Source organism: Acinetobacter lwoffii, assembly GCF_029024105.1.
In the GTDB taxonomy this organism is placed as follows: Bacteria; Pseudomonadota; Gammaproteobacteria; order Pseudomonadales; family Moraxellaceae; genus Acinetobacter; species Acinetobacter lwoffii.
This window is the reverse complement of the sequence record NZ_CP118963.1, coordinates 1,939,321-1,965,139: the sequence shown is the minus strand read 5'-3', so window position 1 is coordinate 1,965,139 and position 25,819 is coordinate 1,939,321. Positions and strand designations below refer to the sequence as shown.

Here is a 25,819-nt window from a genome sequence, read left to right as displayed (position 1 = left end):
GTGATAAAGACAGTTAATTCATCATCAAATTACACTTGCGGATGACGGATTTTCCAGGCACGGTGAATCTTTTGATTCCGCTTGAAGTCAGGTCCAATGGTTTCCTGGGTAATTTCTTCAACATCAAAGAAGGCCAGAATTTCTTCATCCATCTCAAAACCACGATAGTTATTTGAGAAATACAAGGTACCATCAGTGGTTAAGCGGTTCATCGCACGTTTTAACAGGGACAAATGGTCGCGCTGTACGTCAAAGGTCCCGTAGAATTTCTTCGAGTTTGAGAAGGTTGGTGGGTCGATAAAGATCAGCTCATATTGCTCATGACCTTCTTTTAGCCATTCGAAACAGTCAGAGGCAAAGAACTGATGCTGTTCATCCGCATGATCCACGGTTAAGCCGTTCAGAACAAAATTTTCTTTAGACCAGTTCAAATAAGTATTCGACAGATCGACGCTGGTTGTACTTGCAGCACCACCCAAAGCAGCATGTAAACTTGCCGTTGAGGTATAGCTGTACAGGTTCAGGAAGTGTTTGCCTTTTGCTTCACGTGCAATACGTAAACGCATTTGACGGTGATCCAGAAACAGACCGGTATCCAGATAATCGGTCAGGTTGACCAGAATCTTGGCTTGACCTTCCTGAACGATAAAACGCTTGGATGCTGTACTTTGTTTGGTGTACTGGTTTTTACCTTCCTGACGTGCACGGGTCTTGATAAAGATCGCATCACGGCCCAAACCGGTCACGGCACGAATTGCCTGTAAGGCCAGGTTGAAACGTTTTTTGGCTTTTTCCGGATCAATAGTTTTAGGTGGCGCATATTCTTGTACATGCAAACGCTCGCCATACAGATCTACTGCGACGTTAAAATCAGGTAAATCTGCATCATAGAGACGTAAACAATGGATCTGTTCCTTGACTGCCCATTTTTTTAGAGCTTGCATATTTTTGGTCAGACGGTTGGCAAATTCCATCGCACCTTCAATCGGTTCAAACTGCTGAGGCTGCCAGCTTTCTAGGAATGGACGTACCACTGCGGCCGGTTTAACCGTACCGAAGCGGATATAGATCGGCAATTTACCATTCATCAAACGCAGGATTTGCGGATCATTGAACGCTAGCACATCGGCCTGTTCCACTTGGGAGGCAATCACAGCCGCTTTTTGATTCGGGAAATTCTTTTGCAATAAAGCCGATAAACCCAGGTATAAAGAACGGTTTTGCGCTTTATCGCCGAGACGTTCGCCATATGGCGGGTTGGTCACGAAGAATACTTTCTTGCCTTCTGCATGGAAATCAGGCCAGTCATTTAAAGTCCGTTCTTCGATCATGATATTGTCGAGAGCAGCTTCAAAACCCGCCGCGATAATATTTTGTCTGGTGGCTTTAACCGCTTCCCAGTCCGCATCGAAGGCATAGAATTGTGGTAATGGATTTTCCATTGCCGCTTGATGACGTTCAGCAGCTTCGGCCTTGATGCTCATCCACAGTTCATGGTCATGGCCATTCCAGCCATTAAAACCGAAACGACGGACCAGACCCGGTGCACGGTCGGTCAAAATCATTAGGGATTCAATAATAAAGGTACCTGAACCACACATTGGATCGACAATGATGTCCGGATTTAACGCTTTTAAACCACCTTTTTGCAGAATCGCAGCGGCCAGGTTTTCCTTGATTGGGGCGTCAGTCATAAAGCGGCGATAACCGCGTTTATGCAAAGAGTCGCCAGACAGGTCCAGGCAGTAAGTATGTTCTTTCTTGCCTGCCAGAATATACATGGTAATTTCAGGCTGTTTGGTATCAATGCTTGGACGTTTGCCTACGGCTTCCATAAAGGAATCTACGACACCATCTTTGGCACGTAAAGTCGCAAACTGGGTATTGACCTTGATATCACGTTCGACATGCAAACGAATCGCAAAGGTACTTTGTGGTGCAAAAATCAGCGACCAGTCAAAGCTGAGAGCCCCTTCATAGAGTTCTTCTGCCACATCACGCGCATCATGAGAAAATTCAATTTCATGCGTGTGGATCGGCATCAAGACACGTGAAGCCAGACGTGACCACATGCAGATACGATAAGCATTTTCCAGTGTACCTTTAAAGGTTAAACGGCCTGGAAAACGCTCAATATTCTGAACACCTAAGCCTTGTATTTCTTCTTCTAATAAGGTTTCCAGACCATCGGCACAGGTGACCCAATAATTGCTTAAACGTGGAGAGGTATTCATATAATAGAGAGACCAAAAAAGATAAATAAAAAACTGCGCTAAGTTTACCGTATTTTTATATTGAAAGCTTTTGAAATTCTCTGAAAGGCCGTGGCATGTGATAGAGAAAAATAATATTCACACTATAAATTGAGGAACTGGTATGCATTTTGCTCTATACATGGCAAATCAGGCGGTCAGTCGATGGGGAGCGATGGCTGCCTGATTTTTCAATTTTATAATGGGGGTTAAGATGTTAGAGAATCAGTTACGCAACCATGACGCTTTTTCAGTGGCCACTTTAATTTATGCACGTTTACGACGGGTTTCCGGTCGGGTAATTGATGCAATTTATCTGGCAGAGAACCTGGATTATGCCCGGCATGTGATTCAACTGGCAGAGCAAACCCAGGATCCAGATTTGAATCATCTGATCCAGCGCCTCAAAATGGTACTGGAGATTTCTGAAACAGCACAAGACTCACAAACAGAATCTGCACACCCAAGCCAGCAGGAAGGGCTGATCTCGGTCGAACCGGATGAAGACGATATCTATCGTGCACAGGTGTCACATCGTTATATTGGTGCACTGCGTTAAACCTGAGATGGGTGTGAATGCTCCAGACTGAAGCGCCCGTTGGTTTTGTACTTAAAATCAGCAAGATGCAAATCGGGTTAAATTATGTTATTGAAAAAATACAAAGGAATCTGATTTTTTATTTTTATTGTTCAGATGCTTTTTGTACAAGTAGCAGCATGGCCAACTATAAAAATTCGCCAATCTCTGTATAATATGTTGACTTAACGCATAAGGAATCTCTCATGCACTTGGCGGCATTGCATACACCGAGCCAGATTCAACTCAATAAAGAAGGTAATCTAAAACACTTCTTGACCATCGAAGGTCTTTCTAAAGAAACCCTGACAAAAATATTGGACACTGCACAGTCCTTTTTTAATGACCAAAATCAGCTGATCACCAATAATTTGCTCGAAGGCAAAACGGTGATGAACCTGTTCTTCGAAAATTCAACCCGTACCCGCACCACCTTTGAAGCCGCTGCCAAGCGCCTTTCTGCCAACGTTCTCAATATCGATATTGCCCGTTCGAGTACTTCCAAAGGTGAAACCCTGCGTGACACGTTATGGAATCTGGAAGCCATGGCGGCCGATATTTTCGTGGTGCGTCATTCATCTTCAGGGGCAGCGCATTTTATTGCCAAGGATGTCTGTCCAACAGTGGCAATTATTAATGCCGGTGATGGCCGTCATGCGCATCCGACTCAAGCGATGCTGGACATGCTGACCATTCGCCGCGAAACCAATAAAAAATTCGAAGAAATGTCGATTGCCATTATTGGCGATATCAAGCATTCACGTGTCGCGCGTTCAGATGTGGCTGCCTTGCAAACTTTAGGTTGCCAGGATATCCGGGTGATTGCACCGAATACCTTGCTGCCATTGGGTTTTGAAGAATATGGCGATGGTGTTCGTCTATTTAACAATATGGAAGACGGCATCAAAGACTGCGACGTGATCATTACCTTACGTATTCAAAACGAGCGTATTGATTCTCCGGCACTGGCCTCGCAAGCAGAGTTCTACAAAATGTATGGCTTGAATAAAGAACGTCTTGCCATGGCCAAACCGGATTGTATCGTGATGCATCCGGGACCAATGAACCGCGGCGTTGAAATCGACTCAAGTATTGCGGATGGTCCGCAATCTGTGATTTTGAAGCAGGTGACCAATGGTATTGCCGTGCGTATGGCGGTGTTGGCTTTATCGATGCAAGGCCAGTTACAAGAACAAGGTTTGATTGAAGCGATTGCGGGTTAAGGAATAAGTCATGACTATTGTAAAAATTGAAAATGTCCGTGTTCTTGATCCAATCCAAAACACTAATTCTATCCAGACCGTGTATCTGGAAAATGGAAAATTCGTTGCAGAAACAGCAGACGTCTCTGAAACGATTGATGGTCAAGGTAAATGGTTAATGCCAACCATGGTCGATTTGTGTGCGCGTTTACGTGAACCGGGTCAACAGCAACACGGTACGCTTAAGTCTGAAGGAAAAGCGGCACGTGAAAATGGCATTTTGCACGTATTTACGCCACCCGATTCAAAGCCAATCGTACAAGATAATGGTGCGCTGATTCACGGTCTGGTCGAAAAAGCCATGCTGGATGGTGGGATCTATCTTCAAGTGATTGGTGCGCAAACCCAAGGCTTAAATGGTCAACAACCGGCAAATATGGCGGGCTTGAAAAAGGGCGGTTGTACTGCGGTTTCCAATGCCAGTGCGCCGTTTGCCAATGATGATGTGGTACTGCGTACCCTTGAATATGCTGCAGGCTTAGACCTGACGGTGGTGTTCTATGCGGAAGAACCACAAATTGCCAAAGACGGCTGTGTGCATGAAGGGTTTATTGCATCACGTCAGGGCTTGCCGATGATTCCGGCACTGGCTGAAACCGTGGCGATTGCCAAATATCTGTTGATGATTGAATCAACCAAAGTACGAGCACACTTTGGTCTGTTGTCTTGTGGTGCTTCGGTGGAATTGATCCGTATTGCCAAGGAAAAAGGCTTACCGGTGACCTGTGATGTGGCCATGCATCAGTTACATTTAACTGATCATTTGATTGATGGATTTAACTCTCTTGCACATGTGCGTCCACCGCTTCGTTCTGAACAGGACAAAGAATTACTGCGTCAGGGTGTAAAATCAGGTGTGATTGATGCGATTTGTACTCATCATGAACCGCTAAGCAGCTCTGCGAAAATGGCGCCGTTTGCTGAAACGCAGCCAGGTTTCACTGCTTTTGATACCTATGTGCCTTTTGGTCTGCAATTGATTCGTGAGGGGTTGTTGACTCCACTGGAATGGGTGGAAAAAGTGACCCTAGCTCCGGCTCGTGTTGCACAAATGGCAGATCGATGGATAAATGAATCAGGCTGGGTGCTGCTAGATCCGGAACTGGAATGGACCCTGAATAAAGAAAGCATCGTGTCACAAGGTAAAAATACCCCGCTAATTAATCAAAAAGTGCTGGGTAAAGTGGTTCAAACTTTTGCTGCTTAAATGATCCCAATTTTATAAAAGTCAGCTTCGGCTGGCTTTTTTTATTTTTTAAATTTTGTGTTGGTAAAATGAGTACTCAACAAAAACAGTGAAACTTTATGATATTCATACAATTATTTACATTTTCAAAAAATGGGGATCGTTACACTGATTAAATATTAAACATTAGAAAAATCAAAAGAATGGTGACGATTATGAATATAGACTTTATAGAACGCTTAAAAAGCGATGTTACGGCGATTGTGCTTCAAGGTGAAACCGAGCATTTATTTGCCAAAGATCAAGCTTTGGCTCAATTCTATCCCATATTTTTAAGTATATTGCGTGCACGTCCCGCCTGGATTGAGAATCTTGGTCAGCAACTTAATCCAAAAATTCATGAATTATTCAATGCAAATCCGGCACTCAAGCAGCAGTTTCTGGATCAAGTGGATCAGAGCGCGCCACAAGATGAAATAGAGCATACCTTGAACCGGTCAATTGTACCGACCATGAATTTTTTACAGACCGAAGCGGGTGCTTCAAGTCCGGAAGCGATTAGCCATTTGCTGGAAACCCACGCCGATTCGATTCAGCGCGCATTACCCGTTTGGGCTGGCCCTATTCTGGCAGCGCTTGGAGTTTCACCCTTGGCAGGGCAGAATTTAAATCAGGAACCTGTATTGGCGGAGCAGACCATCATTGTTCAGGAAGAGAGAAAAACCGGCTTTTTATGGCCGTTTATTATTTTTCTGATTCTGGCGGGTTTGATCCTGTTTTTGGTTCGTAGCTGCATGCAGGATGATGTTGAAGATTCAAATACCCAAGCGACCAGTGAAGTTGCTGCAGCTCAGCCTGCATCCTTGCGATTAAGTACAGGCAGTAATGGCGAAATTGTCAGTTGTCAATTACAGCTGAATAATCCGCAGTATATGGAAATTTTGCAAAACGAGATCAAACAGATCTTTAATTATAATATTGGTTGTGGGGCGCTGAGCAGTGAGGTTTATCATTCAGAATTTATTGATCAGGATACTATTCCGACTGTGTTGAGAACAATGCAGGGAATGCCAAATGTGTCACTTGACTGGATTGGCAATCAGGTTTCAGTGCGTGCAGCAACCAATGCAGAGGCCGAGCGTCTGGCAGCACAAATTCGTAGTCTGGCCAAAAATGTCACAGTGGTGACCCAGCAGCCGCTCAATAGAAGTGACGTGATTAATACCGCCAATAGTGAGGCAGAACAAGCCTTGGCCAGTATCAAGACCGATAATGTTAAAGCGCTGGATGTGGCGACTGCACTGAATTTACAGATCATTAATTTTGATACGGCATCGACTGAAGTTCCCGAGGTCAATAAATTGGTGCTGGATCAGGCTGCTGCATTATTGCAACGAGCACCGCATGTCATTCTGAAGGTTACAGGACATGCCGATGCTCAGGGTAGTGAAGCAGAAAATAAGGTGCTGTCTGTGCAACGAGCTCAAGCGATTACCAGTTATCTCGTTGGAAAAGGGGTCAATCCTGCACAGTTACAGGCAGTTGGCATGGGAGAGGATCAGCCGGTTGAACCCAATGCCACACCTGCCGGACAGTTTCAGAACCGTCGCGTGACCTTTGAGGTCGTGAATACCGAAACGGGAATTGTTCGTGAAGTAGATGATGAAGGTGTAGTTGAGAAGACAGGAAATTAAGAGAGCGGCCTAAATAAAAAAGGACGAATTTTCGTCCTTTTTTATTGTTTTGAATTAAGAAAATACCGGCGGGCTGTAGGTCAGCGTTCTTCCTAGGAACCATAGCAGGAACAGTACCAAAGGCAGATGGAAAATCAACTGGGTCACCGTAAATCCAATCACATCTTTGGCTTTTAATTTCAGGATACCCAACATCGGAAGCATAAAGAATGGATTAATCAGATTCGGCAAGGCTTCTGCCGCATTATAAATCTGTACCGACCAGCCCAGATGCACTTTCAAGTCATGTGCAGCCTGCATCACATAGGGTGCTTCGATAATCCATTTCCCTCCGCCAGAAGGAATAAAGAAACCCAGAATCGCCGAGTATAAGCCCATCACAATGGCAAAGGTTTCCTGCGAGGCAATGGAAACAAAGAACTCGGCAATGTAATGTGACAATGACAGATCGGCCGGGTTTAGCGCATTGGTCATCATAAAGGCAATACTGCCATACAGCGGAAACTGGATCAGTACCCCAGAAATGGCGGGTACGGCTTTGGATACCGCATTCAGGAAATTTCGCGGTGTACCGTGTAAGGCCACGCCCAAAATCAGGAAGATAAAGTTATAGGTATTTAAGCTGGAAATGGCCAGAATCGGATTGCTTTTGGAAAATTCGTTAAACATCCAGACTGCGCCCAGAATCACAATCAGAATGCTTAAAATGGGTGAATTTTCCAGCCAATCCCCCGGTCTTTTTTCGGCAGATACTTCCGGTTTTTCTTCTTCAATCTGAATCGGGAAGTGCTCAATGGTTTTAATGTCAGACCCTTTAGGTGCTGACCAGTAAGCAATCGCAATTGAAGCTACAATCAGTACCGCCGTCATGATCATGGATTGCGGCAGGAAAATGGTTTCGGTAAATGGAATCACGCCCGTCAGATTATAAATCGGTTCAGGCAGACTGCTTTTATTGGCCTGTAACTGTGCAGCTGAAGAACTGATGCCCAGTGCCCAGGTCGCACCCATCCCGATAATCGCGGCAGCCGCAGCAGCGCGGTAATCCATGTTAAGCTCTTTACGCTGTGCCAGTGCAATCACTAGGAGTGCAGTCAGTACAGTACTCATGGCCCAATTAATCAGAGAAATTAACAGGCTGACCGTGGCGACCAGGACAATCGCACCACGACCGGAATGTGGCAGGCGCGCCATTTTCTGGATCAGAAGCTGGACAGGCTTAGATACGGAAACCACATAACCGACCACGATCAGCATGCACATCTGCAAGGTAAAGGGAATCAGGCTCCAGAAGCCGTCTCCAAAGGAAATCGCGACATCCTGTGCGGGTGCACCAATTCCGATGGCGGCAATCGCCACAATGATGACGCCAAGCAGGGCAAAAATATAAGAATCCGGAAACCATTTTTCAGACCAGTCGCTGACGCGCAAGGCGAAGCGCTGCAAAATATTTTGTTGAGTTTGCATGATTAAAATCCATTTATTCTGCGATTATTATTTTGAAATGAAACAGCTATATATAAAAAAGCCCTTAAGATGCTTCATTCTTAAGGGCTGGCTGGATCAGGCAGCGTTACGTAGTAGCGCTACCCCCGTGACTTTTTGAATCTCTTCAAAACTGACCTCTGGTGCCAGTTCGACCAGTCGAATTCCATCAGGAGTGACATCCAGTACTCCGAGATCGGTAATAATCCGATTCACCACAGCCTGGCCGGTCAGCGGCAGACTACATTCTGGAACTATCTTAGGTGTACCATCTTTGGCACAGTGTTCCATCAAGACCACGACTTTTTGTACACCCGCAACCAGATCCATGGCACCACCCATGCCTTTGACCTTTTTGCCTGGAATCATCCAGTTGGCCAGATCACCAGTTTCAGACACTTCCATAGCACCCAGAATGGCGATATTGACATGACCGCCACGGATCATAGCAAAGGAGTCGGCACTTGAGAAAAATGAAGCACCTTTTCGTGCGGTGACCGTCTGTTTACCGGCATTGATCAGGTCGGCATCGACTGTCTCCTCGGTTGGAAATTCGCCAATCCCCAGCAGGCCATTTTCAGACTGCAACCAGACATTGATATTTTCCGGAATATAGTTCGCGACTAGCGTCGGCAGGCCAATCCCTAGATTGACGTAGAAACCATCTTCAAGCTCTTGTGCCGCGCGCTGCGCCATTTCATTACGTGTCCAAGCCATGATCAAGCCTCCGCCTTTAAAGTCATCTGTTCAATACGTTTTTCCGGTTGAGCATTCAGGACTATCCGGTTCACATAAATTCCCGGAAGATGGATTTCGTCCGGATCCAGCACGCCAATTTCGACAATCTCTTCGACTTCAGCAATGGTAATTTTGCCGGCCATGGCACAGACCGGATTAAAGTTCTGGGCGGTTTTACGGAAAATCAGGTTGCCGGCTTTATCGGCCTTATAGGCTTTAACCAGAGCAACATCAGCTGTTAAAGATTCTTCCAGAATGTAAGAGTTGCCATTAAATTCACGGACATCCTTACCTTCAGCGATCACGGTTCCGACACCCGTCGCCGTATAAAAAGCCGGAATACCGGCACCGCCAGCACGTAATTTTTCTGCCAGTGTACCCTGTGGGGTCAGCTCAACTTCCAGTTCGCCATTTAAATATTGACGTTCGAATTCCTTGTTTTCACCGACATAAGAGGAGATCATTTTTTTAATCTGTTTTGTTTCCAGTAAAAGCCCCAGACCGAAGCCGTCTACACCGGCATTATTGGAAATACAGGTCAAATTTTTGGCACCAGTTTCTTTTAGGGTCGTGATCAAAGCTTCTGGAATACCACATAGGCCGAAACCACCGACAGCCAGAGTATGACCATCTTGCACCACATCCTTTAAGGCGGATTGAGCGCTGTCATAAACCTTGTTTGACATCTTGTCACCTCTATTGTTATTACAGCAGACTTAAATCTGCTGTTTATATCCTTATGGGTTGCTTAAGTTTATTTTGCTCAAGCATGCTTATTGTTAAGCACAGGCTTTTTGCCAGTAGGCATTGGCATAATTGGATGGATTATTGCGCTGCAAGACTTCACTGATATTACGACTGGCCTGCATGAGTGCATCCAGCTGAATACCGGTTTCAAAGCCCATATTCGAGAGCAGGTAATACAGGTCTTCGGTCGAGACATTGCCAGATGCACCTTGGGCATAAGGACAGCCACCCAGTCCAGCAATGGAGGAGTCAAAGACCCGAATGCCTTGCAACAGTGACTGATAAATATTGGCAATCGCCATGCCGTAGGTATTATGGAAATGACCGGCCAGCACTTTGGCATCAAGTTCAGCCAAACAAGCTTCCCAGACATTTTTTACCCGGTCCGGGGTAGCAGTACCAATGGTTTCACCCAATGACACTTCGTAGCAGCCCATCTCCAGCAAACGCTGGGTGACTTTGACCACCTGCTTCGGATCAATGGCACCTTCATAAGGACAGTCCACCATGCAGGAAACATAGCCACGTACCTTAATATCATTGGCTTTGGCTGCTGCCATGACATCGGCAAACTTCTCGAAGCTTTCATCAATCGAGCAGTTGATGTTTTTGCGGGTAAAGCTTTCAGAAGCTGCAGTAAATACCGCCACTTCCTTGCAACCCACAGCCAGTGCCGATTCAAAACCTTTCAGATTTGGGGTCAGCAGACTGAACTGAATATTCGGATCTTGGGGTAGGCTGGCAAAGAGCACATCACTGTCTGCCATTTGCGGTACCCATTTGGCTGAAACGCAGGAGCCGACTTCGATGGACTGCAGACCGGTTTTCATCAGGTCCAGAATCAGGTTTTTCCGGTCATCCAATGTCAAAGGTATTTTTTCATTTTGCAGGCCATCGCGTGGCCCGACCTCTACGATTTTGACAAAATCCGTCATGCCACTTCCTCCGCCAGAGGCTGGAACTCGACCAGTTTATCACCGGCTTTAACCTGATCACCCTTCTGAAAATATGAGCTTGCGATGATGCCGTCATGCGGTGCGCGAATCGAGTATTCGATCTTCATGGCTTCCAGCGTCATCAGCACATCATCTTTTTTGACTTTGTCATTGGCTGCCACGAGCACCTGGGTAATGACACCTGGCATTGGTGCGATCAGGTTATTTTCCGTGCCTTGTTCATCCTGATTATTAAAATCAGACTTCAAGTAATTAAACTTATAGCCTTGACCATTCTGGAACAGGGTAATGCCTTGCTCACTCTGGCTAAAAGCCAGTTTTTGCTGTTTACCCGCCAGTTGCAAGGCTAAAGTATGGGCATCGACGAGTTGACCCTGAATCTGAATTTGCTGACCGTTATAGCTGGCAACAAAGCCTTGATCTTGGGTGCTGAACTGAATTTTCAGGTTAATGCCATTGCGTTGTAATTGCACTGTATGGCTATTTTGCTGGTTCAGGCGCCAGAATGCTTTTTGCTGCCACACCGGATTGCTTGGAACGGGATTCTGTGCTTGACGTGCCAGGAATTCAATCAGTGCGGCACTGACCACCAGTTCGGCACTGATATCCGCAGAAGGTTTGAGCAGGAATTCCTCTTCACGCTGAATCAGGCCAGTATCTAAATGTGCATTTTTAAACGAGTCACACAGCACCAGGCGATCTAGAAAAGCAATATTGTTACCCAGACCATCAACATGGAACTGACCCAGTGCATGGTGCATCTGGGTTAGGGCTGCTTCACGGTTTTTGCCCCAGACAATCAGTTTGGCAATCATCGGATCATAATAAGTGCTGATTTCATCGCCTTCGACAATACCGCTATCCACACGTACACAGTCACTTTGCTCCGGATAATGCAGGTAGCTGATCTGACCAATCGCAGGAATAAAGCCTTTTTCCGGTTCTTCGGCATAAACACGGGCTTCGAGTGCATGTCCATGAATCTGCAACTCATGCTGCTGCTTCGGTAAAGGTTCACCAAAAGCCACGCGCAGTTGCCATTCCACCAGATCCTGTCCGGTAATCATTTCCGTCACTGGATGTTCAACCTGAAGACGGGTGTTCATTTCCATGAAGTAAGCTGTGCCGTCTTGCTCCACGATAAACTCGACTGTACCGGCACCGACATAGTTCACTGCACGCGCAGCATCGATTGCCGCCTGACGCATCGCCTCAAGTTTGTCTTCCGGCATTTTCGGTGCAGGCGCTTCTTCCAGCACTTTCTGGTGACGGCGCTGTACCGAGCAATCACGTTCGAACAGATGTACATAATTGCCGTGGGTATCACCAAATACCTGCACTTCAATATGACGTGGCTGAATCACATAGCGTTCAATCAGAACGTCTTCATTGCCAAAACTTGAACGTGCTTCACTTTTACAAGATGCCAGTGAACTCAGGAAATCTTCACTGCGTTCCACCAGACGCATGCCTTTACCGCCACCGCCGGCACTGGCTTTAATCAATACCGGATAACCAATATTGTCTGCCTGCTGTTTCAGGAAGTCGGCATCCTGATTGGTACCATGATAGCCGGGGGTTAAAGGCACACCGGCTTTTTCCATCAGGGCTTTAGAGGTGGCTTTCAGACCCATTGCCAGAATGGCATCGACTGGTGGGCCAATAAACACAATATTGTTGTCCTGACAGGCCAGGGCGAACTGGTCATTTTCAGACAGGAAACCATAACCTGGGTGAATTGCCTGAGCACCAGTGCTTTTGGCTGCCTGAATAATGTGATCAATCTGTAAATAACTTTGTGCAGCTGGCGATTCACCAATATAGATCGCTTCATCGGCCAGTTTGACATGTTGTGATAGTGCATCGGCATCGGAGTAGACGGCAACAGTAGCAATACCTAATTTCTTCGCTGTACGAATGACACGGCAGGCAATTTCACCACGGTTGGCAATTAAAATCTTTTCAAACATCGTAGGATCCTTCTTGTTGTTATGCCGTGGTCTTGATCCAGGCCGGGCTTTGTTTGTTCAAAAATGCATTCAGTCCATTTTTCGCCTCATCTCCCTGGCGAATATGGGCAATATGCTGTGCTGTTTTAAGCAGTAAATCTTCGGTCAAAACCTGTTGGTCAACCAGTTGGATCAACTGTTTCGATGCGCTCTGTGCAGCAGGACCACCCAGTAAAAGTGCTTCCACAATTTCATCAATTTTGCTGTCGAGCTGTTCTGGTGTAGTAACTTCATGCGCAAGACCAATGCTTTTGGCCTGTTCAGCAGTAATCCGCTCGGCGGTCAGGAAATAACGTGAGGCCTGACGGGCACCAATCGCACGAATCACATAAGGGCTGATGGTCGAAGGTGCCAGACCTAAGCGAACCTCGGAAGTGGCAAACTTGGCATCTGTACTGGCCACACAAATATCACAGGCTGAGGCCAGCCCCATGCCGCCACCAAAGGCAATGCCGTGTACCCGGGCAATGGTTGGCTGTTTTAAGGTCGCCAGACTTTGCAGCATTTTTGCCAGTTTGAGAGCATCCGCTTCGTTGTCTGCCTGTGATGCCTGACCTGCCTGTTTCATCCAGTTCAGATCCGCGCCAGCAGAGAAACTCTTGCCTCGGCCTGCCAAAATCACCACACGCACATCATCATGGTCATTTAAAGACCGGAAACAGGCATGCAGTTCTTCAATCACCTGGGTATTAAAAGCATTGTGCAGTTCGGCACGGTTAATCCAGACTGTCGCGACCTGATCCTGCTGTTCGAGCTGTAAAAATTGATATGTCATTTTGTCACCCCTTACATGCGGAACACGCCGAATTTGGTTGGCTGGATGGGCGCATTCAGTGCCGCAGCCAGACTCAAGGCCAAGACTTCACGCGATTGCGCTGGATCAATCACACCATCATCCCATAAACGCGAAGACGCATAATAAGGGTGGCCTTGGCGTTCGTATTGGTCACGGATTGGTTGTTTAAACTGGTCTTCTTCTTCAGCTGACCAAGTTCCGCCTTTTTGCTCAATCTGGTCACGTTTTAAGGTCGACAAGACGCTGGAGGCCTGTTCACCGCCCATCACTGAAATACGCGAGTTTGGCCAGGTCCACATAAAGCGTGGCGAGTAAGCGCGTCCACACATACCATAGTTGCCTGCACCAAAAGAACCGCCAATCACTAGAGTCAGTTTCGGTACATTGGCATTGGCGACGGCCATCACCAGCTTAGCACCATTTTTGGCAATGCCTTCATTTTCATACTGGCGGCCGACCATAAACCCGGTAATATTTTGCAGGAAAATCAGCGGAATATTGCGCTGGGTACACAGTTCAATAAAATGTGCGCCTTTTTGGGCAGACTCGGAAAATAGAATGCCATTATTGGCAATAATCCCGACCGGCATGCCATAGAGCTTGGCAAAACCGGTCACCAGGGTAGTGCCGAAACGTGCCTTGAACTCGTCAAAACGTGAGCCATCGACAATACGCGCTATCACTTCACGGATATCAAAAGGCTTGCGCGCGTCACTCGGCACAATGCCGTACAGTTCCGAACTGTCAAACAGCGGCGCTTCGATTTCATCTGCGGTCTTGTTTGGCTTTTTGTTCAGGTTGGCCACGATGTTGCGGGCAATCGCAAGTGCATGTTCATCGTTTTCAGCCAGATGATCAGCCACGCCAGACAAACGGGTATGCACATCACCACCACCGAGATCCTCACTGGACACCACTTCACCAGTAGCTGCCTTAACTAGAGGAGGGCCGCCTAGGAAAATGGTGCCCTGATTGCGGACAATAATGGTTTCATCTGACATGGCAGGCACATAAGCACCGCCTGCAGTACAGCTGCCCATCACCACTGCAATTTGGGCGATACCTTGGCTCGACATACGTGCCTGATTGTAGAAAATACGGCCGAAGTGATCGCGGTCTGGAAATACTTCATCCTGTAAAGGCAAATATGCACCGCCTGAATCCACCAGATAAATACAAGTCAGATGGTTCTGTTCGGCAATTTCCTGGGCACGTAAATGCTTTTTCACTGTTAATGGATAATAAGTACCGCCTTTCACCGTAGCATCATTGGCGATGATCATGCAGGTCACACCCTTGACCTGACCAACACCAGCGACCACACCTGCGGCAGGAACATCATCCTGATACACCTGATAGGCAGCCAGCTGACCAATTTCCAAAAAAGCTGTGCCTGGATCAATTAAATGATTAATCCGTTCACGGGGGAGTAATTTGCCACGGTCCAGATGTTTTTGACGGGCAGTTTCGCCACCACCCAAAGCAATTTTTTCAACTTTCTGTTTTAGGTCATCCACCAGTTGCAGCATGGCAGTCTGGTTGGTTTTAAACTCTTCACTACGTATATTGATTTTGCTCGATAACTGATTCATGACCAACATCCTTGTTTTATTCTAAGTGTTAAGGTTTAGGCTGTTTCGTTGAAAAGTTCACGGCCAATCAGCATGCGGCGGATTTCTGAAGTACCGGCGCCAATTTCATACAGTTTGGCATCACGCCATAAACGGCCGGCAGCAAATTCGTTGATATAACCGTTACCACCTAAAGTCTGAATGGTTTCTCCTGCCATCCAGGTCGCTTTTTCAGCAGCATATAAAATGGCACTGGCAGCATCTTTACGCAGGCTACGGCTATGCTCAGCTTTGTCACATTCAGCACCGACCGCATAAACCAGTGCCTTACAGGCTAGCCAGGTCGAATACATGTCGGCAATTTTGCCTTGCATTAACTGGAATTCGCCCAGCGCCTGACCAAACTGTTTACGGTCATGAATATATGGAATCACGGTATCCATACAGGCATCCATAATCCCCAGTGGGCCAGCACTCAATACAGCACGCTCATAGTCCAGACCACTCATCAAGACCTTGGTGCCATTACCGACGCCGCCCATGACGTTTTCTTTCGGAACTTCAACATTGTCAAAAAACAGCGGATAAGTGTTTGAACCACGCATGCCGAGTTTGTCCAAATGGGTGCCGTGGCTAAAACCTGGCATATTTTTCTCAACCAGAAATGCAGTCATGCCTTTGGCACCGGCTTGCAAATCGGTTTTTGCATAGACCACCAGGACATCGGCATCGCCACCATTGGTGATCCACATTTTTGAACCATTCAACAGGTAGTGATCGCCTTTGTCTTCTGCTTTCAGTTTCATGCTCACCACATCCGAGCCTGCATTCGGTTCAGACATTGCCAAGGCACCGACATATTCACCTGAAATCAGTTTAGGCAGATAACGCTGTTTCTGTTCTTCAGTACCATTTCGCTTAATTTGGTTTACACATAGGTTAGAATGTGCGCCATAGGACAGCCCAATGGATGCAGAAGCACGGGAAATTTCCTGCATGGCAATGATGTGCGCCAGATAACCAAAATTTGAACCGCCATATTCCTCACTGACTGTCAGCCCGAGCAGGCCCATCTCGCCAAATTTTTTCCAAAGGTGAGCAGGGAACTCGTTGTCACGGTCAACCTGTTGAGCAATCGGGGTAATTTCTTTGGCGCAAAATGCGGCCACTGAATCACGAAGCGCTATTAGAGTTTCATCCAAACCGAAATCCAAGCTTTGTAAATTCATTCTTCATCCATCCTGAGGTTATATTTGTTGTGTCCAAAAAAGCATTGTTGTTGTGCTTGTGGTTTTAACATACAACGAAAAAATAAAAAAGTGAATCTATATTCACAAAATGATTTACAATTCATTTTATCTTGTTGAGATTAATTTTATGAGTTATAAAAGATCATCATTGATGCAGGAACGAATGGAACAAAATCGCCTGTCGATTTTGGAATCTGCTCGTGAACTGATTATTCAAGGGGGCTTGAAGGAGGCATCGATTCAGGCGATTGCAGAACGCGCAGGCGTTTCTACAGGGCTGGTCTATCGATATTTCGAAAGCAAAAGCCAGATTTTAATTGAGGTTTTGTCGGCCGCGATTCAGCATGAAGTCGGAATTCTGAACCATATTGCCGAGTCAGATTTATCGCCAAAACTGAAATTGCAAAAATCTGTTACAACTTTTGTCAAGCGTGCCATGAATAGCCCCCAATTGGCGTATTCACTGATGTTCGAACCGGTTGATCCGGAAATGGAACATGAGCGTTTTCGCAGTAAGCAGCTGCTTAAGCAGAGCATTAAGGAAATTCTGGCCGAAGGAAAGGTCAATGGAGAATTCGAATTTGAAGATTTGAATACGGCAGCATTAGGTGTGGTTGGTGCCATGACCTTTGTCGTGATTGAACCTTTAAATCCGTCCCGAAATGTCATGTTTGATCAGAAGTATAAGGATCACTTTGTCAAACAGATTGCCGATTTTTGTGTCAACGCAGTACGTGGGCAGGAGGAAAATTTACAAGCATAAACACACAAAAAACCGGTACACAGACAAGGTCGTCGTGGTCATAAAACAATTAGTAAAGTTGAAAATCAGAATTACAAAGAATCAAGGAGATCGATTCAATGACACAAGTACGGTTAAGCTATGCCTATGGAACCAGCAGCCAGCCTTTATTGGGCATGACGATTGGTGAAAAATTTGATCAGGCTTGCGAGCAGTATGCAGAACGTGATGCGGTAGTGAGTTTGCATCAGAACATACGCCTCAGTTACCGGCAGCTACAGGATCAGGTCAATGCCTTTGCCTGTCAGCTGCTGAAACTAGGTATGCAAAAAGGTGACCGTCTGGCAATCTGGTCGCCGAACTGTGTGGAATGGACCATTACCCAGTTTGCGGCCTTCAAGGCAGGCATTATTCTGGTGAACCTGAATCCGGCCTATAAAAGCAATGAGCTTGAATATGTGCTAAACAAGGTCTCCTGTAAGGGACTGGTGATTGCAGCGCAGTTTAAGACGACGGACTATCAGGAAATTCTGACTAAAATTGCACCGGAATTGCAGGAAACCGAGGATAAGTTCCTTAATGCAGAGCGTCTGCCGCATTTAAAACATGTAATTAAAATTGATGACCAGCAGCATACCGGCATCCACCGGTTTCAGGATTTGCTGAGCTCGCCTGGCGAACAAGAGCTGCAACAACTGCAACAGATCTCCAGTGAACTGCAGTTCGATGAAACCATTAATATCCAGTTTACCTCGGGCACCACCGGCAATCCGAAAGGCACCATGCTGACCCATAATAATATTTTAAATAACGGGTACTTTGTTGGCGAAGCCATTCATTTAGGGCCAGAAGACCGTGTCTGTATTTCAGTTCCTTTATTTCACTGCTTTGGTATGGTCATGGGCAATCTGGCCTGTATTACGCATGGTTCCGCCATGATTTATCCGTCTGCCGTGTTTAATCCATTAGAAACCTTAAAAGCCATTCAGCAGGAAAGATGTACCGCGGCTTATGGTGTGCCAACCATGTTTATCGCCATTCTTGAGCATGAACAGTTTGACGAATTTGACCTGTCCAGTCTGCGTACCGGGATTATGGCGGGTAGTCCATGTCCGCAGGAAATTATGCAGCGCGTGATTGAACGGATGCATATGTCTGAAATCACGATTTGTTATGGCATGACTGAAACCGCACCCGTCAGTGCACAAAGCTCAACGGCAGACAGTGTCGAGCAACGTGTCAGTACGGTTGGCCGGGTACATCCGCATCTGGAAGTTAAAATTGTCGATGAAAATGGCAAGGTGGTTCCACGCGGCCAATTGGGTGAGCTGTGTGTACGTGGTTATTCAGTGATGCTCGGTTATTGGGAAGATCAGGATAAAACCCAGGAAGTGATTGATGCGGCGCGCTGGATGCATACCGGTGATATCGCTGAAATGGATGATGAAGGCTTTGTCAAAATCAAGGGCCGAATCAAGGACGTGGTGATTCGTGGAGGGGAAAACCTGTTCCCGAAAGAAATTGAAGATTTCCTTTATACCCATCCGGCAGTTTCGGACGTACAGGTAATTGGGGTGCCAGACCATAAATATGGAGAAGAGCTGTGTGCTTGTATCATCCTGCATGAAAATGATCCATGTACTGAAGAAACCATCCGTCAGTATTGTAAGGAGCATATTTCTCACAACAAAGTGCCGCGTTATGTGCGTTTCTTCCAGGAATTTCCAATGACGGCTTCAGGTAAGGCGCAGAAGTTCAAATTGCGTGAATTTATGCGTGAAGAGCTGAACTTGAAAGAGATTGCTTAAATTATATTGATGCGATTCTTAAGTGGGGCAAAGCAGTATTTAATGCATGCATTGCCTCCATTTGTATAACGGCTTCGATATCAATGTTCAGGCTTTTCTTACTTTTGATGGGCCAAAAGTAAGCAAAGTCCCTTTATTTTGCTGAAGGGACTTCCATGTCGCCGGGCCTATGATCAAATTTCAAGAAAACAGCAAATAAGATCAAGCTATAAGATTTAAATATTCAATCTATCTAAAGACCCGCCTGAGTTTTAGATTCGTGCATAGATTTAGAGTAAAAATATGGCAAAAAACTTTCACAGTGAAGTCGTGGTCGCTAGTTATGACGATCATATCCGTAAACTGATTCCCGGTTATGAACTGGTGCATCAGCAGATTGAAGCAATTTTCAGCATTGAACTCCTGAAAACCGCTCATATATTGATAATAGGTTGCGGAACAGGTTATGAACTGTCCTATTTATTGCAGCGTTATCCAGACTGGACCTTTACTGCAATTGATCCATCAGCAGCTATGCTGGAACAGGCCAGTAAAAATCTGAATTCTATAGATCGACAAAGGGTGAAATTCGTCCAAAGTATGATTCAAGATTTGAATCAGCCAGATACGTTTGATGCTGCGTTAGCCATTCTGGTGGCACATTTCATTTCAAATTCCGAAAAAAACGGATTTTTTCAGGCTATCCAGCAGTGTCTTAAAACCAATGGTCTTGCATTGACCTATGACCTGATGCAACCCGAAGATCAGCAAGACATCAAAATTATGCAGAAGCTGGCACAACAGACAGGGTTAAGCGTGGTGCAAAGTAACAAGATGGTTGAACGCTTGGAGCAGGATTTTCACTTGTTATCTGCACAAAATTTTAAAGCGCTTTTAACCAAAGTCGGATTTAAACAGTGCAAGATTTATTGTCAAATCATGAATTATCATGGCTTTTTGATACGAAAATAAAGATCAAAGAACTTTTTGCAAATTCTAAAGTTTAAGAGAATATTCAGGGAAGTATTAAAACAATGTCGGCATATTACAGTTTTATTCAGCGCGAACAGCATGCAGATGGCAGTACCACGGCCTATTATAGTTCTAATATTCATGCACAAGGTGCATGGAATCCGCATGAGCAGCACATGGCGCCAGCCACCGGTATTCTATGCGTCGAACTGGAACAGTTTCAGCCACGTGCTGACATGCGTATTGGTCGGGTCGGGCTGGATATTTTTGGCCTGATAGCCTTTGGTGAGTTTTCAATTACCACGCGCATGATCCGTCCGGGTAAAACCATCGAACTGGTTGAAGCTGAAATGTGTGCCAATGGGAAAACCTGCATTGTGGCACGTGCCTGGAGAATGCTAACTTCAGATACCAAGGCCATTGCCGGAGTGGAAGACTTTCCGATCGAAAGTCCAGAATATTTACCTATTTGGGAGGGTATGCGTTGCTGGCCAGGCGGTTATATCCAGAGTATTGAAACCCGGGCACATGCCGACCATCGTGCAGGCAAGGGCATTGTCTGGTTAAGAAATTCGCTGGACATGGTAGAAGGCCAACCGACGACAGACTTTAGCCGTTTGCTTGGTATGGTCGATACGGCCAATGGCATCGTGCCACGTCAAGACCCGAATTCCGGTTGGGGATTTCCGAATCTGGACCTGCAGATTCATATGCACCGTCTGCCGCAGGGTAAATGGCTGGGACTGGAAGTGGTGCAGCAATATGGTGAAGATGGTATTGGTCTGACCAGCGGGATTCTGCATGATGTTCATGGACCTTTTGGTCGAAGTGAACAGATTCTGACCCTGCGAAAGTTCTAAAGTCTATTCGAAACATCAAGGCCAATTGCCTCAATCTTTATTTATTGGCATGCTGTGCGTAATTTATCAGGAAGAACAGCAGATGCGGATCAGTATGATTGGGGCAGGGCGAGTGGCATATCATCTTGCCCTTGTATTGTCAGCACACCATGAGATCGTACAGATCTACAGTCGAACCCTAGAAAAAGCACAATATCTGGCTGAGCAATTCAACGCTCAGGCCATCGCTCAGCCTCAACAGCTGGATCATGAGGTGGATCTGGTCATTATCGCGGTCAGTGATCAGTCGATTGCCAACGTCATTGAACAGATTCATCCGTATCTACAGCAGAATCTGATCGTACATACCTCTGGCAGCACCCATCTCAATTTACTGAAAAATGTGCATGCGCGTGCAGGCGTATTTTATCCTTTACAGACCTTTAGTCTCGAACGCCAGATTGATTGGCAGCAGACGCCACTGTTGATTGAAGCGGTGAATGAACAGGACCAAATCCTGTTATTAGAACTGGCAAATAGCCTAAGCAATCGTGTTTATACTTATAGTTCCAGTCAACGTCTCAGTTTGCATCTTGCAGCGGTATTTGCCTGTAATTTTGCCAATTACTGTTATGACATGGCCAAGCAGGTGGTTGATGTACAACAGGTCGATTTCAGTTTGTTGTATCCCTTAATGCTGGAAACTGCCAATAAAGCCACTCAGAATGATCCCAAACAAATGCAGACCGGCCCAGCGATGCGTGGTGATCAGAATATCTTGAATATGCATCAGCAGATGTTAGCCAATATGCAGCGAGAAGATTTACAAAATGTCTATCAGTTGTTGAGCCAGCAGATTCTCACGCGTCATCAGAAATGAAGAAGCTGATAATTTATCTACGAAGCAGGGTTCAAAGCCAAATTTTTCCCATAAAAAAGCGCTGAATAATCAGCGCTTTTTTTGAGTCTTAGATTAAGAAATTTTCTTAAAGATAAAATCATTAATCTTGTGACCTGCTTCAATCCCGCGACGTTCAAACTTGGTTTGTGGACGCCATTCCGGACGAGGATAGCTATTGCCTTTGCCCGCCAGATTTTCCAGACGTGGACGTTCTTCCAATACTTCTATCATCCATTCCGCATACGGTTCCCAGTCCGTTGCAGCATGGAAAGTTCCGCCAAGCTCCAGCTTTTGCTCCACCAGCGGCATACGGTCATGCGAAACAAAGCGGCGTTTAAAATGACGTTTTTTCTGCCATGGATCAGGGAAGTATAACTGAACTGCATTAATACTATTGTCTGGCATTTCACGTAATACCTGAATTGCATCAGCATCCAGCACACGTAAGTTCGTTAGGCCTTCAATACCTGCTTCATACACGCACTGCGCAATTCCAGGTACATGGACTTCAATTCCGACAAAGTTACGTTCAGGATTAGCTTTGGCCATCAATACCAGTGAACGGCCCATACCAAAACCAATTTCTACAGTCAAAGGACGTTCAGGATGTTCAAAGTGCTGACGCAAATCACCGACTGGATATTCCAAAATTAAGTGACCATATTGTTCAAGCGCAGTACGTTGAGAGGTATTCAGCGGCATTGAGCGGCGCATAAACGTCACGATTTCACGGTGCTCGCTTAAGTTTTCCAGCTCCACGACTTGCTGGTCTAATTGATCGTTCGACATAACTTTGGCAAATCTAAAAATTCAGAATGCGGTATTTTAAGTCCTGAGCCGAGCAAGTCAAACTTTTCTCGGTATTTCTCCATAAAAATTGGCGAGATCTTCCAGATAAAATAAAAGAGCCAATTGAGGCTCTTTTATTAATCATCGTTCATCAGCTACTAAAACGGTCAATCAGTGTACTGCTGGCTTCATTTAAACCGATTACTGTTACGTCTATATTTTGGGCTTTAAATTTCTGGATCACATTATTCAACATATTTACCGAAGTCACGTCCCAGATATGTGCGTGGGTTAGATCCAGTTCCACATGCTCAAGCTTCTCTTTAAAATCAAAGAACTGATAGAATTTTTCTGTACTGCTGAAGAATATCTGTCCGGAAATAATATAGCTGCGTGAATGAGCCGAATTCGAATGTGTATGCACATGTACGGTTCTTTCCAATTTATTAATAAAGAACAGAGCAGAAAGCAGCACGCCGACAAATACACCGAGTGCCAGATTATGAGTGGCAAGCACGACAATAATCACGGCAATCATCACGGTATTAAATTCCAGTGGATGTTTGCTGAATTGCTTGATTGCTCCCCATTGGAAGGTGGTAAATGCCACCATAATCATGATTGCAACCAGTGCTGCCATCGGAATATAAGCCAGCCAGTCTTTCAGGAATACCACCAGACAGAGCAGAAATACCCCAGCGACCAGAGTCGATAAACGGGTACGTGCCCCTGAAGACACATTGATAATTGACTGGCCGATCATGGCACAACCGGCCATCCCGCCCATAAAGCCGCTGACAATATTGGCCATACCCTGACCACGACATTCCTGATGACGGTCACCTTCAGTTCCGGTCACTTCATCAATGACCGTAGTGGTCATCATGCTTTCCAGCAAACCGACAGTCGCCAAGGTAAAGGAATAAGGCAGGATAATTTGCAAGGTTTCCAGATTGAGTGGAATTTCTGGAATCAGGAATACTGGCAAAGTATCCGGGAATTGTCCAAGATCGCTCACGGTACGCATATCTGCACTTAACAACAGCGCCAACCCGCTTAATACGATAATACAGATTAAAGGTGAGGGAATGGCTTTGCCAATTTTCGGGATATACGGAAACAGATAAATAATTGCCAGACCAATCGCAATAAACAGATAACCGGTGCTATCCATCCGGTTAATTTCCGGGATTTGTGCCACAAATATCAGGATCGCCAAGGCATTCAAAAATCCGTATACCACCGCCTGCGATACAAAGCGCATTAATTTAGCGACTTTAAAATAACCCGCAATGACCTGAATGATGCCGGTCAGAATTGTGGCAGCCAACAGATATTGCAAACCATGTTCTTTTACCAAGGTAATCATCAAAAGTGCCATTGCGCCTGTAGCCGCAGAGATCATGGCAGGACGGCCACCAAAAAAGGCAATGGATACTGCAATGCAGAAAGAGGCATATAAACCGACTTGCGGATCGACACCGGCAATGGCAGAGAAGGCAATTGATTCAGGAATCAGGGCAAGTCCCACCACCAGACCTGCCAATACATCTGTGCGGATATTGGAAAACCATTCTTCTTTTTTCAGGCTAATCACGAAATATCATCTAAATTTGGAAAACCTGTGTATGTTAAACAGATAGAGATAAAAATCTACACAAGATTGACTTGCAAAAGCCCGGAATATCCTGAATATTGAATGAGTAACTGCCCTGAGGTGACAGTTACGCTTTTTTGCAATTTACAGGTTTGATCACTTGAAAGTTTGTCAGAAGCGATTTAAAACATTGAGAAGTGTATAACAAGGATCAGAAATGAAGCTTTACTATTCACCAGGTGCCTGCTCACTGGCAGCACATATTATTTTAAATGAAATTAATGTCGATTTTGATTTGGAACGTGTTGATTTAAAAACACATAAAACAGAAAAAGGTACGGATTATTACGAAGTTAATCCTAAAGGTTATGTACCAGCGTTAGAAATTAACCCTGGTCTGATCCTGACAGAAAATGTTGCAATTCTACCGTTTCTTGCTCAACACGATCCAAAACAAGATCTGATTCCGCCATCGGGCATGGGACGTGCCAAGGTACTTGAATGGCTAGGTTATCTGAATTCTGAACTACATGATGCCTATGCGGTGTTCTTCGGTGGCAAGTTATCCGACGATGAAAAGAAAAAAGCCTATGCAGAGGTTGATCGCCTATTAAGTTATATCGATAAAGCGATTGGTGAATCAGACAATGATTATCTGGTGGATGATAACTTTGGCCCTGCGGATGCTTATCTGTTTGTCTTGACCAACTGGTCGAACCAGATTGAGCATGATCTGAGTCCATATAAAAATATTATTCATATCCGTAATAAGGTGGCAGAACGTCAGTCTGTACAGATTGCCATGCGTGATGAAGGTCTGATTCCTTAATTACTGGAAAAATAAAGGACTCCATCGAGTCCTTTATTTTTGTTGATGAAAATTTATTTAAAGAAATAGCCGGTTTCCGGCGAGCTGGCATTGGCCATACGCTTGCGCGGCATACGGCCTGCAAGAAAAGCTTCTCGGCCTGCTTCAACTGCTTTTTTCATCGCAGATGCCATCAAGACCGGATTTTGTGCAGCTGCAATCGCCGTATTCATGAGTACACCATCACAACCCAGTTCCATCGCAATCGCGGCATCACTTGCTGTACCGACACCGGCATCGACCAGGACAGGAACTTTGGCATTTTCCTTGATGATTGACAGGGTGTGTGGATTCAGAATGCCCAGACCAGAACCAATCAGGCTACCCAATGGCATAATCGCAACACAGCCCATGCTTTCCAGCTCTTGCGCCACGATTGGATCATCCGAGGTATAAACCATGATCTCAAAGCCATCGTCAATCAAGGTACGAGCGGCTTTCAATGTTTCAGTCACGTTTGGATAAAGCGTTTTTTCATCACCTAAAACTTCAAGTTTGACCAGATTGTGGCCATCGAGCAACTCACGCGCCAGCATACAGGTGCGGACGGCACTATTGGCATCGAAGCAACCTGCAGTATTCGGCAAAATGGTATATTTTTCCGGAGGAATCACTGATAGCAGATTCGGCTGGTCAGGATCTTGGCCAATATTGACACGGCGAATAGCGACAGTGACAATCTCTGCACCACTGGTTTCAATGGCCTGCTGAGTTTCATTTAAATCTTTGTATTTGCCCGTGCCTACCAAAAGGCGTGACTGGAATTGGCGTGAACCAATCTGTAATAAATCTTGCATAATT

The 25,819-nt window shown here is 45.6% G+C and carries 22 protein-coding genes; 10 read left to right on the top strand and 12 right to left on the bottom strand.

Annotated elements, in window-relative coordinates; genetic code table 11:
• Positions 1-29: 29 nt before the first annotated feature.
• On the bottom strand, positions 30-2,234 hold the full coding sequence (rlmKL, locus tag PYW33_RS09510) for a bifunctional 23S rRNA (guanine(2069)-N(7))-methyltransferase RlmK/23S rRNA (guanine(2445)-N(2))-methyltransferase RlmL (RefSeq protein WP_004280136.1): 2,205 nt from the start codon (positions 2,232-2,234) through the stop codon (positions 30-32).
• Positions 2,235-2,466: 232 nt separating this feature from the next.
• Here rlmKL and PYW33_RS09505 point away from each other — a divergent pair, with 232 nt between their 5' ends.
• The 4 genes from PYW33_RS09505 to PYW33_RS09490 all read left to right on the top strand — a co-directional run bounded on the left by PYW33_RS09505 (position 2,467) and on the right by PYW33_RS09490 (position 6,971).
• Positions 2,467-2,811 (top strand): hypothetical protein, encoded by a 345-nt coding sequence (locus PYW33_RS09505; protein ID WP_004646582.1) that lies wholly within the window; start codon positions 2,467-2,469, stop codon positions 2,809-2,811.
• A 224-nt stretch (positions 2,812-3,035) separates the two neighbouring features.
• On the top strand, positions 3,036-4,052 hold the full coding sequence (locus PYW33_RS09500; RefSeq protein ID WP_004280134.1) for an aspartate carbamoyltransferase catalytic subunit: 1,017 nt from the start codon (positions 3,036-3,038) through the stop codon (positions 4,050-4,052).
• A gap of 10 nt (positions 4,053-4,062) precedes the next feature.
• On the top strand, positions 4,063-5,298 hold the full coding sequence (locus tag PYW33_RS09495; RefSeq protein ID WP_004280133.1) for a dihydroorotase: 1,236 nt from the start codon (positions 4,063-4,065) through the stop codon (positions 5,296-5,298).
• A 182-nt stretch (positions 5,299-5,480) separates the two neighbouring features.
• On the top strand, positions 5,481-6,971 hold the full coding sequence (locus PYW33_RS09490) for an OmpA family protein (RefSeq protein WP_004646583.1): 1,491 nt from the start codon (positions 5,481-5,483) through the stop codon (positions 6,969-6,971).
• Between the two features lie 54 nt (positions 6,972-7,025).
• Here PYW33_RS09490 and PYW33_RS09485 read toward each other — a convergent pair whose 3' ends face one another.
• From PYW33_RS09485 to PYW33_RS09450, 8 genes are all read right to left on the bottom strand, one after another.
• Positions 7,026-8,438 (bottom strand): short-chain fatty acid transporter, encoded by a 1,413-nt coding sequence (locus PYW33_RS09485; protein ID WP_004646585.1) that lies wholly within the window; start codon positions 8,436-8,438, stop codon positions 7,026-7,028.
• Between the two features lie 96 nt (positions 8,439-8,534).
• Positions 8,535-9,173 carry a CoA transferase subunit B gene (locus PYW33_RS09480; RefSeq protein WP_004646586.1) on the bottom strand — a complete coding sequence of 213 codons (639 nt, stop codon included), beginning with the start codon at positions 9,171-9,173 and terminating at the stop codon, positions 8,535-8,537.
• A 2-nt stretch (positions 9,174-9,175) separates the two neighbouring features.
• Positions 9,176-9,880 carry a CoA transferase subunit A gene (locus tag PYW33_RS09475; protein WP_004646587.1) on the bottom strand — a complete coding sequence of 235 codons (705 nt, stop codon included), beginning with the start codon at positions 9,878-9,880 and terminating at the stop codon, positions 9,176-9,178.
• A gap of 93 nt (positions 9,881-9,973) precedes the next feature.
• Entirely contained in the window at positions 9,974-10,876 is a 903-nt protein-coding gene (locus tag PYW33_RS09470) for a hydroxymethylglutaryl-CoA lyase (RefSeq protein WP_004646588.1), read from the bottom strand.
• Positions 10,873-12,867, bottom strand: a complete 1,995-nt coding sequence (locus PYW33_RS09465; RefSeq protein WP_004646589.1) for an acetyl/propionyl/methylcrotonyl-CoA carboxylase subunit alpha — start codon at positions 12,865-12,867, stop codon at positions 10,873-10,875. Before PYW33_RS09465 ends, PYW33_RS09470 begins: the two co-directional genes overlap by 4 nt.
• A gap of 19 nt (positions 12,868-12,886) precedes the next feature.
• Positions 12,887-13,681, bottom strand: coding sequence for an enoyl-CoA hydratase/isomerase family protein (locus PYW33_RS09460; RefSeq protein WP_004646590.1), 795 nt, complete (start codon positions 13,679-13,681; stop codon positions 12,887-12,889).
• 11 nt (positions 13,682-13,692) lie between these two features.
• The gene (locus PYW33_RS09455; RefSeq protein WP_004646591.1) at positions 13,693-15,294 is read right to left on the bottom strand and encodes a carboxyl transferase domain-containing protein; all 1,602 of its coding nucleotides are present in this window, start codon (positions 15,292-15,294) and stop codon (positions 13,693-13,695) included.
• Between the two features lie 35 nt (positions 15,295-15,329).
• The gene (locus PYW33_RS09450) at positions 15,330-16,502 is read right to left on the bottom strand and encodes an isovaleryl-CoA dehydrogenase (protein ID WP_004646592.1); all 1,173 of its coding nucleotides are present in this window, start codon (positions 16,500-16,502) and stop codon (positions 15,330-15,332) included.
• Between the two features lie 148 nt (positions 16,503-16,650).
• Here PYW33_RS09450 and PYW33_RS09445 point away from each other — a divergent pair, with 148 nt between their 5' ends.
• From PYW33_RS09445 to PYW33_RS09425, 5 genes are all read left to right on the top strand, one after another.
• Positions 16,651-17,286: a TetR/AcrR family transcriptional regulator gene (locus PYW33_RS09445; RefSeq protein WP_005251442.1), complete on the top strand. Its 636-nt coding sequence runs from the start codon at positions 16,651-16,653 to the stop codon at positions 17,284-17,286.
• A gap of 98 nt (positions 17,287-17,384) precedes the next feature.
• Positions 17,385-19,073 carry an AMP-binding protein gene (locus PYW33_RS09440; RefSeq protein WP_004646595.1) on the top strand — a complete coding sequence of 563 codons (1,689 nt, stop codon included), beginning with the start codon at positions 17,385-17,387 and terminating at the stop codon, positions 19,071-19,073.
• A 282-nt stretch (positions 19,074-19,355) separates the two neighbouring features.
• Positions 19,356-20,024 (top strand): class I SAM-dependent methyltransferase, encoded by a 669-nt coding sequence (locus tag PYW33_RS09435; protein ID WP_004646596.1) that lies wholly within the window; start codon positions 19,356-19,358, stop codon positions 20,022-20,024.
• Positions 20,025-20,086: 62 nt separating this feature from the next.
• Positions 20,087-20,884 carry a thioesterase family protein gene (locus PYW33_RS09430; protein WP_004646597.1) on the top strand — a complete coding sequence of 266 codons (798 nt, stop codon included), beginning with the start codon at positions 20,087-20,089 and terminating at the stop codon, positions 20,882-20,884.
• A gap of 82 nt (positions 20,885-20,966) precedes the next feature.
• Positions 20,967-21,743: a Rossmann-like and DUF2520 domain-containing protein gene (locus PYW33_RS09425; RefSeq protein WP_004280112.1), complete on the top strand. Its 777-nt coding sequence runs from the start codon at positions 20,967-20,969 to the stop codon at positions 21,741-21,743.
• A gap of 93 nt (positions 21,744-21,836) precedes the next feature.
• On the opposite strand, the gene trmB is transcribed toward PYW33_RS09425, so the two are convergent.
• Complete coding sequence (gene trmB / locus PYW33_RS09420; protein ID WP_004280110.1) at positions 21,837-22,553, bottom strand: tRNA (guanosine(46)-N7)-methyltransferase TrmB; 717 nt, start codon at positions 22,551-22,553, stop codon at positions 21,837-21,839.
• A gap of 151 nt (positions 22,554-22,704) precedes the next feature.
• Positions 22,705-24,150, bottom strand: coding sequence for a SulP family inorganic anion transporter (locus tag PYW33_RS09415; protein WP_004646598.1), 1,446 nt, complete (start codon positions 24,148-24,150; stop codon positions 22,705-22,707).
• A 217-nt stretch (positions 24,151-24,367) separates the two neighbouring features.
• Here PYW33_RS09415 and PYW33_RS09410 point away from each other — a divergent pair, with 217 nt between their 5' ends.
• Positions 24,368-24,979 carry a glutathione binding-like protein gene (locus PYW33_RS09410; RefSeq protein WP_004646600.1) on the top strand — a complete coding sequence of 204 codons (612 nt, stop codon included), beginning with the start codon at positions 24,368-24,370 and terminating at the stop codon, positions 24,977-24,979.
• Positions 24,980-25,032: 53 nt separating this feature from the next.
• Here PYW33_RS09410 and PYW33_RS09405 read toward each other — a convergent pair whose 3' ends face one another.
• Positions 25,033-25,815 carry a thiazole synthase gene (locus PYW33_RS09405; RefSeq protein ID WP_004646601.1) on the bottom strand — a complete coding sequence of 261 codons (783 nt, stop codon included), beginning with the start codon at positions 25,813-25,815 and terminating at the stop codon, positions 25,033-25,035.
• Positions 25,816-25,819: the final 4 nt, after the last annotated feature.

Coding starts and splice junctions, on each gene's coding strand:
- rlmKL (WP_004280136.1), bottom strand. CDS start 2,234: ATGAATACCTCTCCACGTTTAAGCAATTATTGGGTCACCTGTGCCGAT.
- PYW33_RS09505 (WP_004646582.1), top strand. CDS start 2,467: ATGTTAGAGAATCAGTTACGCAACCATGACGCTTTTTCAGTGGCCACT.
- PYW33_RS09500 (WP_004280134.1), top strand. CDS start 3,036: ATGCACTTGGCGGCATTGCATACACCGAGCCAGATTCAACTCAATAAA.
- PYW33_RS09495 (WP_004280133.1), top strand. CDS start 4,063: ATGACTATTGTAAAAATTGAAAATGTCCGTGTTCTTGATCCAATCCAA.
- PYW33_RS09490 (WP_004646583.1), top strand. CDS start 5,481: ATGGTGACGATTATGAATATAGACTTTATAGAACGCTTAAAAAGCGAT.
- PYW33_RS09485 (WP_004646585.1), bottom strand. CDS start 8,438: ATGCAAACTCAACAAAATATTTTGCAGCGCTTCGCCTTGCGCGTCAGC.
- PYW33_RS09480 (WP_004646586.1), bottom strand. CDS start 9,173: ATGGCTTGGACACGTAATGAAATGGCGCAGCGCGCGGCACAAGAGCTT.
- PYW33_RS09475 (WP_004646587.1), bottom strand. CDS start 9,880: ATGTCAAACAAGGTTTATGACAGCGCTCAATCCGCCTTAAAGGATGTG.
- PYW33_RS09470 (WP_004646588.1), bottom strand. CDS start 10,876: ATGACGGATTTTGTCAAAATCGTAGAGGTCGGGCCACGCGATGGCCTG.
- PYW33_RS09465 (WP_004646589.1), bottom strand. CDS start 12,867: ATGTTTGAAAAGATTTTAATTGCCAACCGTGGTGAAATTGCCTGCCGT.
- PYW33_RS09460 (WP_004646590.1), bottom strand. CDS start 13,681: ATGACATATCAATTTTTACAGCTCGAACAGCAGGATCAGGTCGCGACA.
- PYW33_RS09455 (WP_004646591.1), bottom strand. CDS start 15,294: ATGAATCAGTTATCGAGCAAAATCAATATACGTAGTGAAGAGTTTAAA.
- PYW33_RS09450 (WP_004646592.1), bottom strand. CDS start 16,502: ATGAATTTACAAAGCTTGGATTTCGGTTTGGATGAAACTCTAATAGCG.
- PYW33_RS09445 (WP_005251442.1), top strand. CDS start 16,651: ATGAGTTATAAAAGATCATCATTGATGCAGGAACGAATGGAACAAAAT.
- PYW33_RS09440 (WP_004646595.1), top strand. CDS start 17,385: ATGACACAAGTACGGTTAAGCTATGCCTATGGAACCAGCAGCCAGCCT.
- PYW33_RS09435 (WP_004646596.1), top strand. CDS start 19,356: ATGGCAAAAAACTTTCACAGTGAAGTCGTGGTCGCTAGTTATGACGAT.
- PYW33_RS09430 (WP_004646597.1), top strand. CDS start 20,087: ATGTCGGCATATTACAGTTTTATTCAGCGCGAACAGCATGCAGATGGC.
- PYW33_RS09425 (WP_004280112.1), top strand. CDS start 20,967: ATGCGGATCAGTATGATTGGGGCAGGGCGAGTGGCATATCATCTTGCC.
- trmB (WP_004280110.1), bottom strand. CDS start 22,553: ATGTCGAACGATCAATTAGACCAGCAAGTCGTGGAGCTGGAAAACTTA.
- PYW33_RS09410 (WP_004646600.1), top strand. CDS start 24,368: ATGAAGCTTTACTATTCACCAGGTGCCTGCTCACTGGCAGCACATATT.
- PYW33_RS09405 (WP_004646601.1), bottom strand. CDS start 25,815: ATGCAAGATTTATTACAGATTGGTTCACGCCAATTCCAGTCACGCCTT.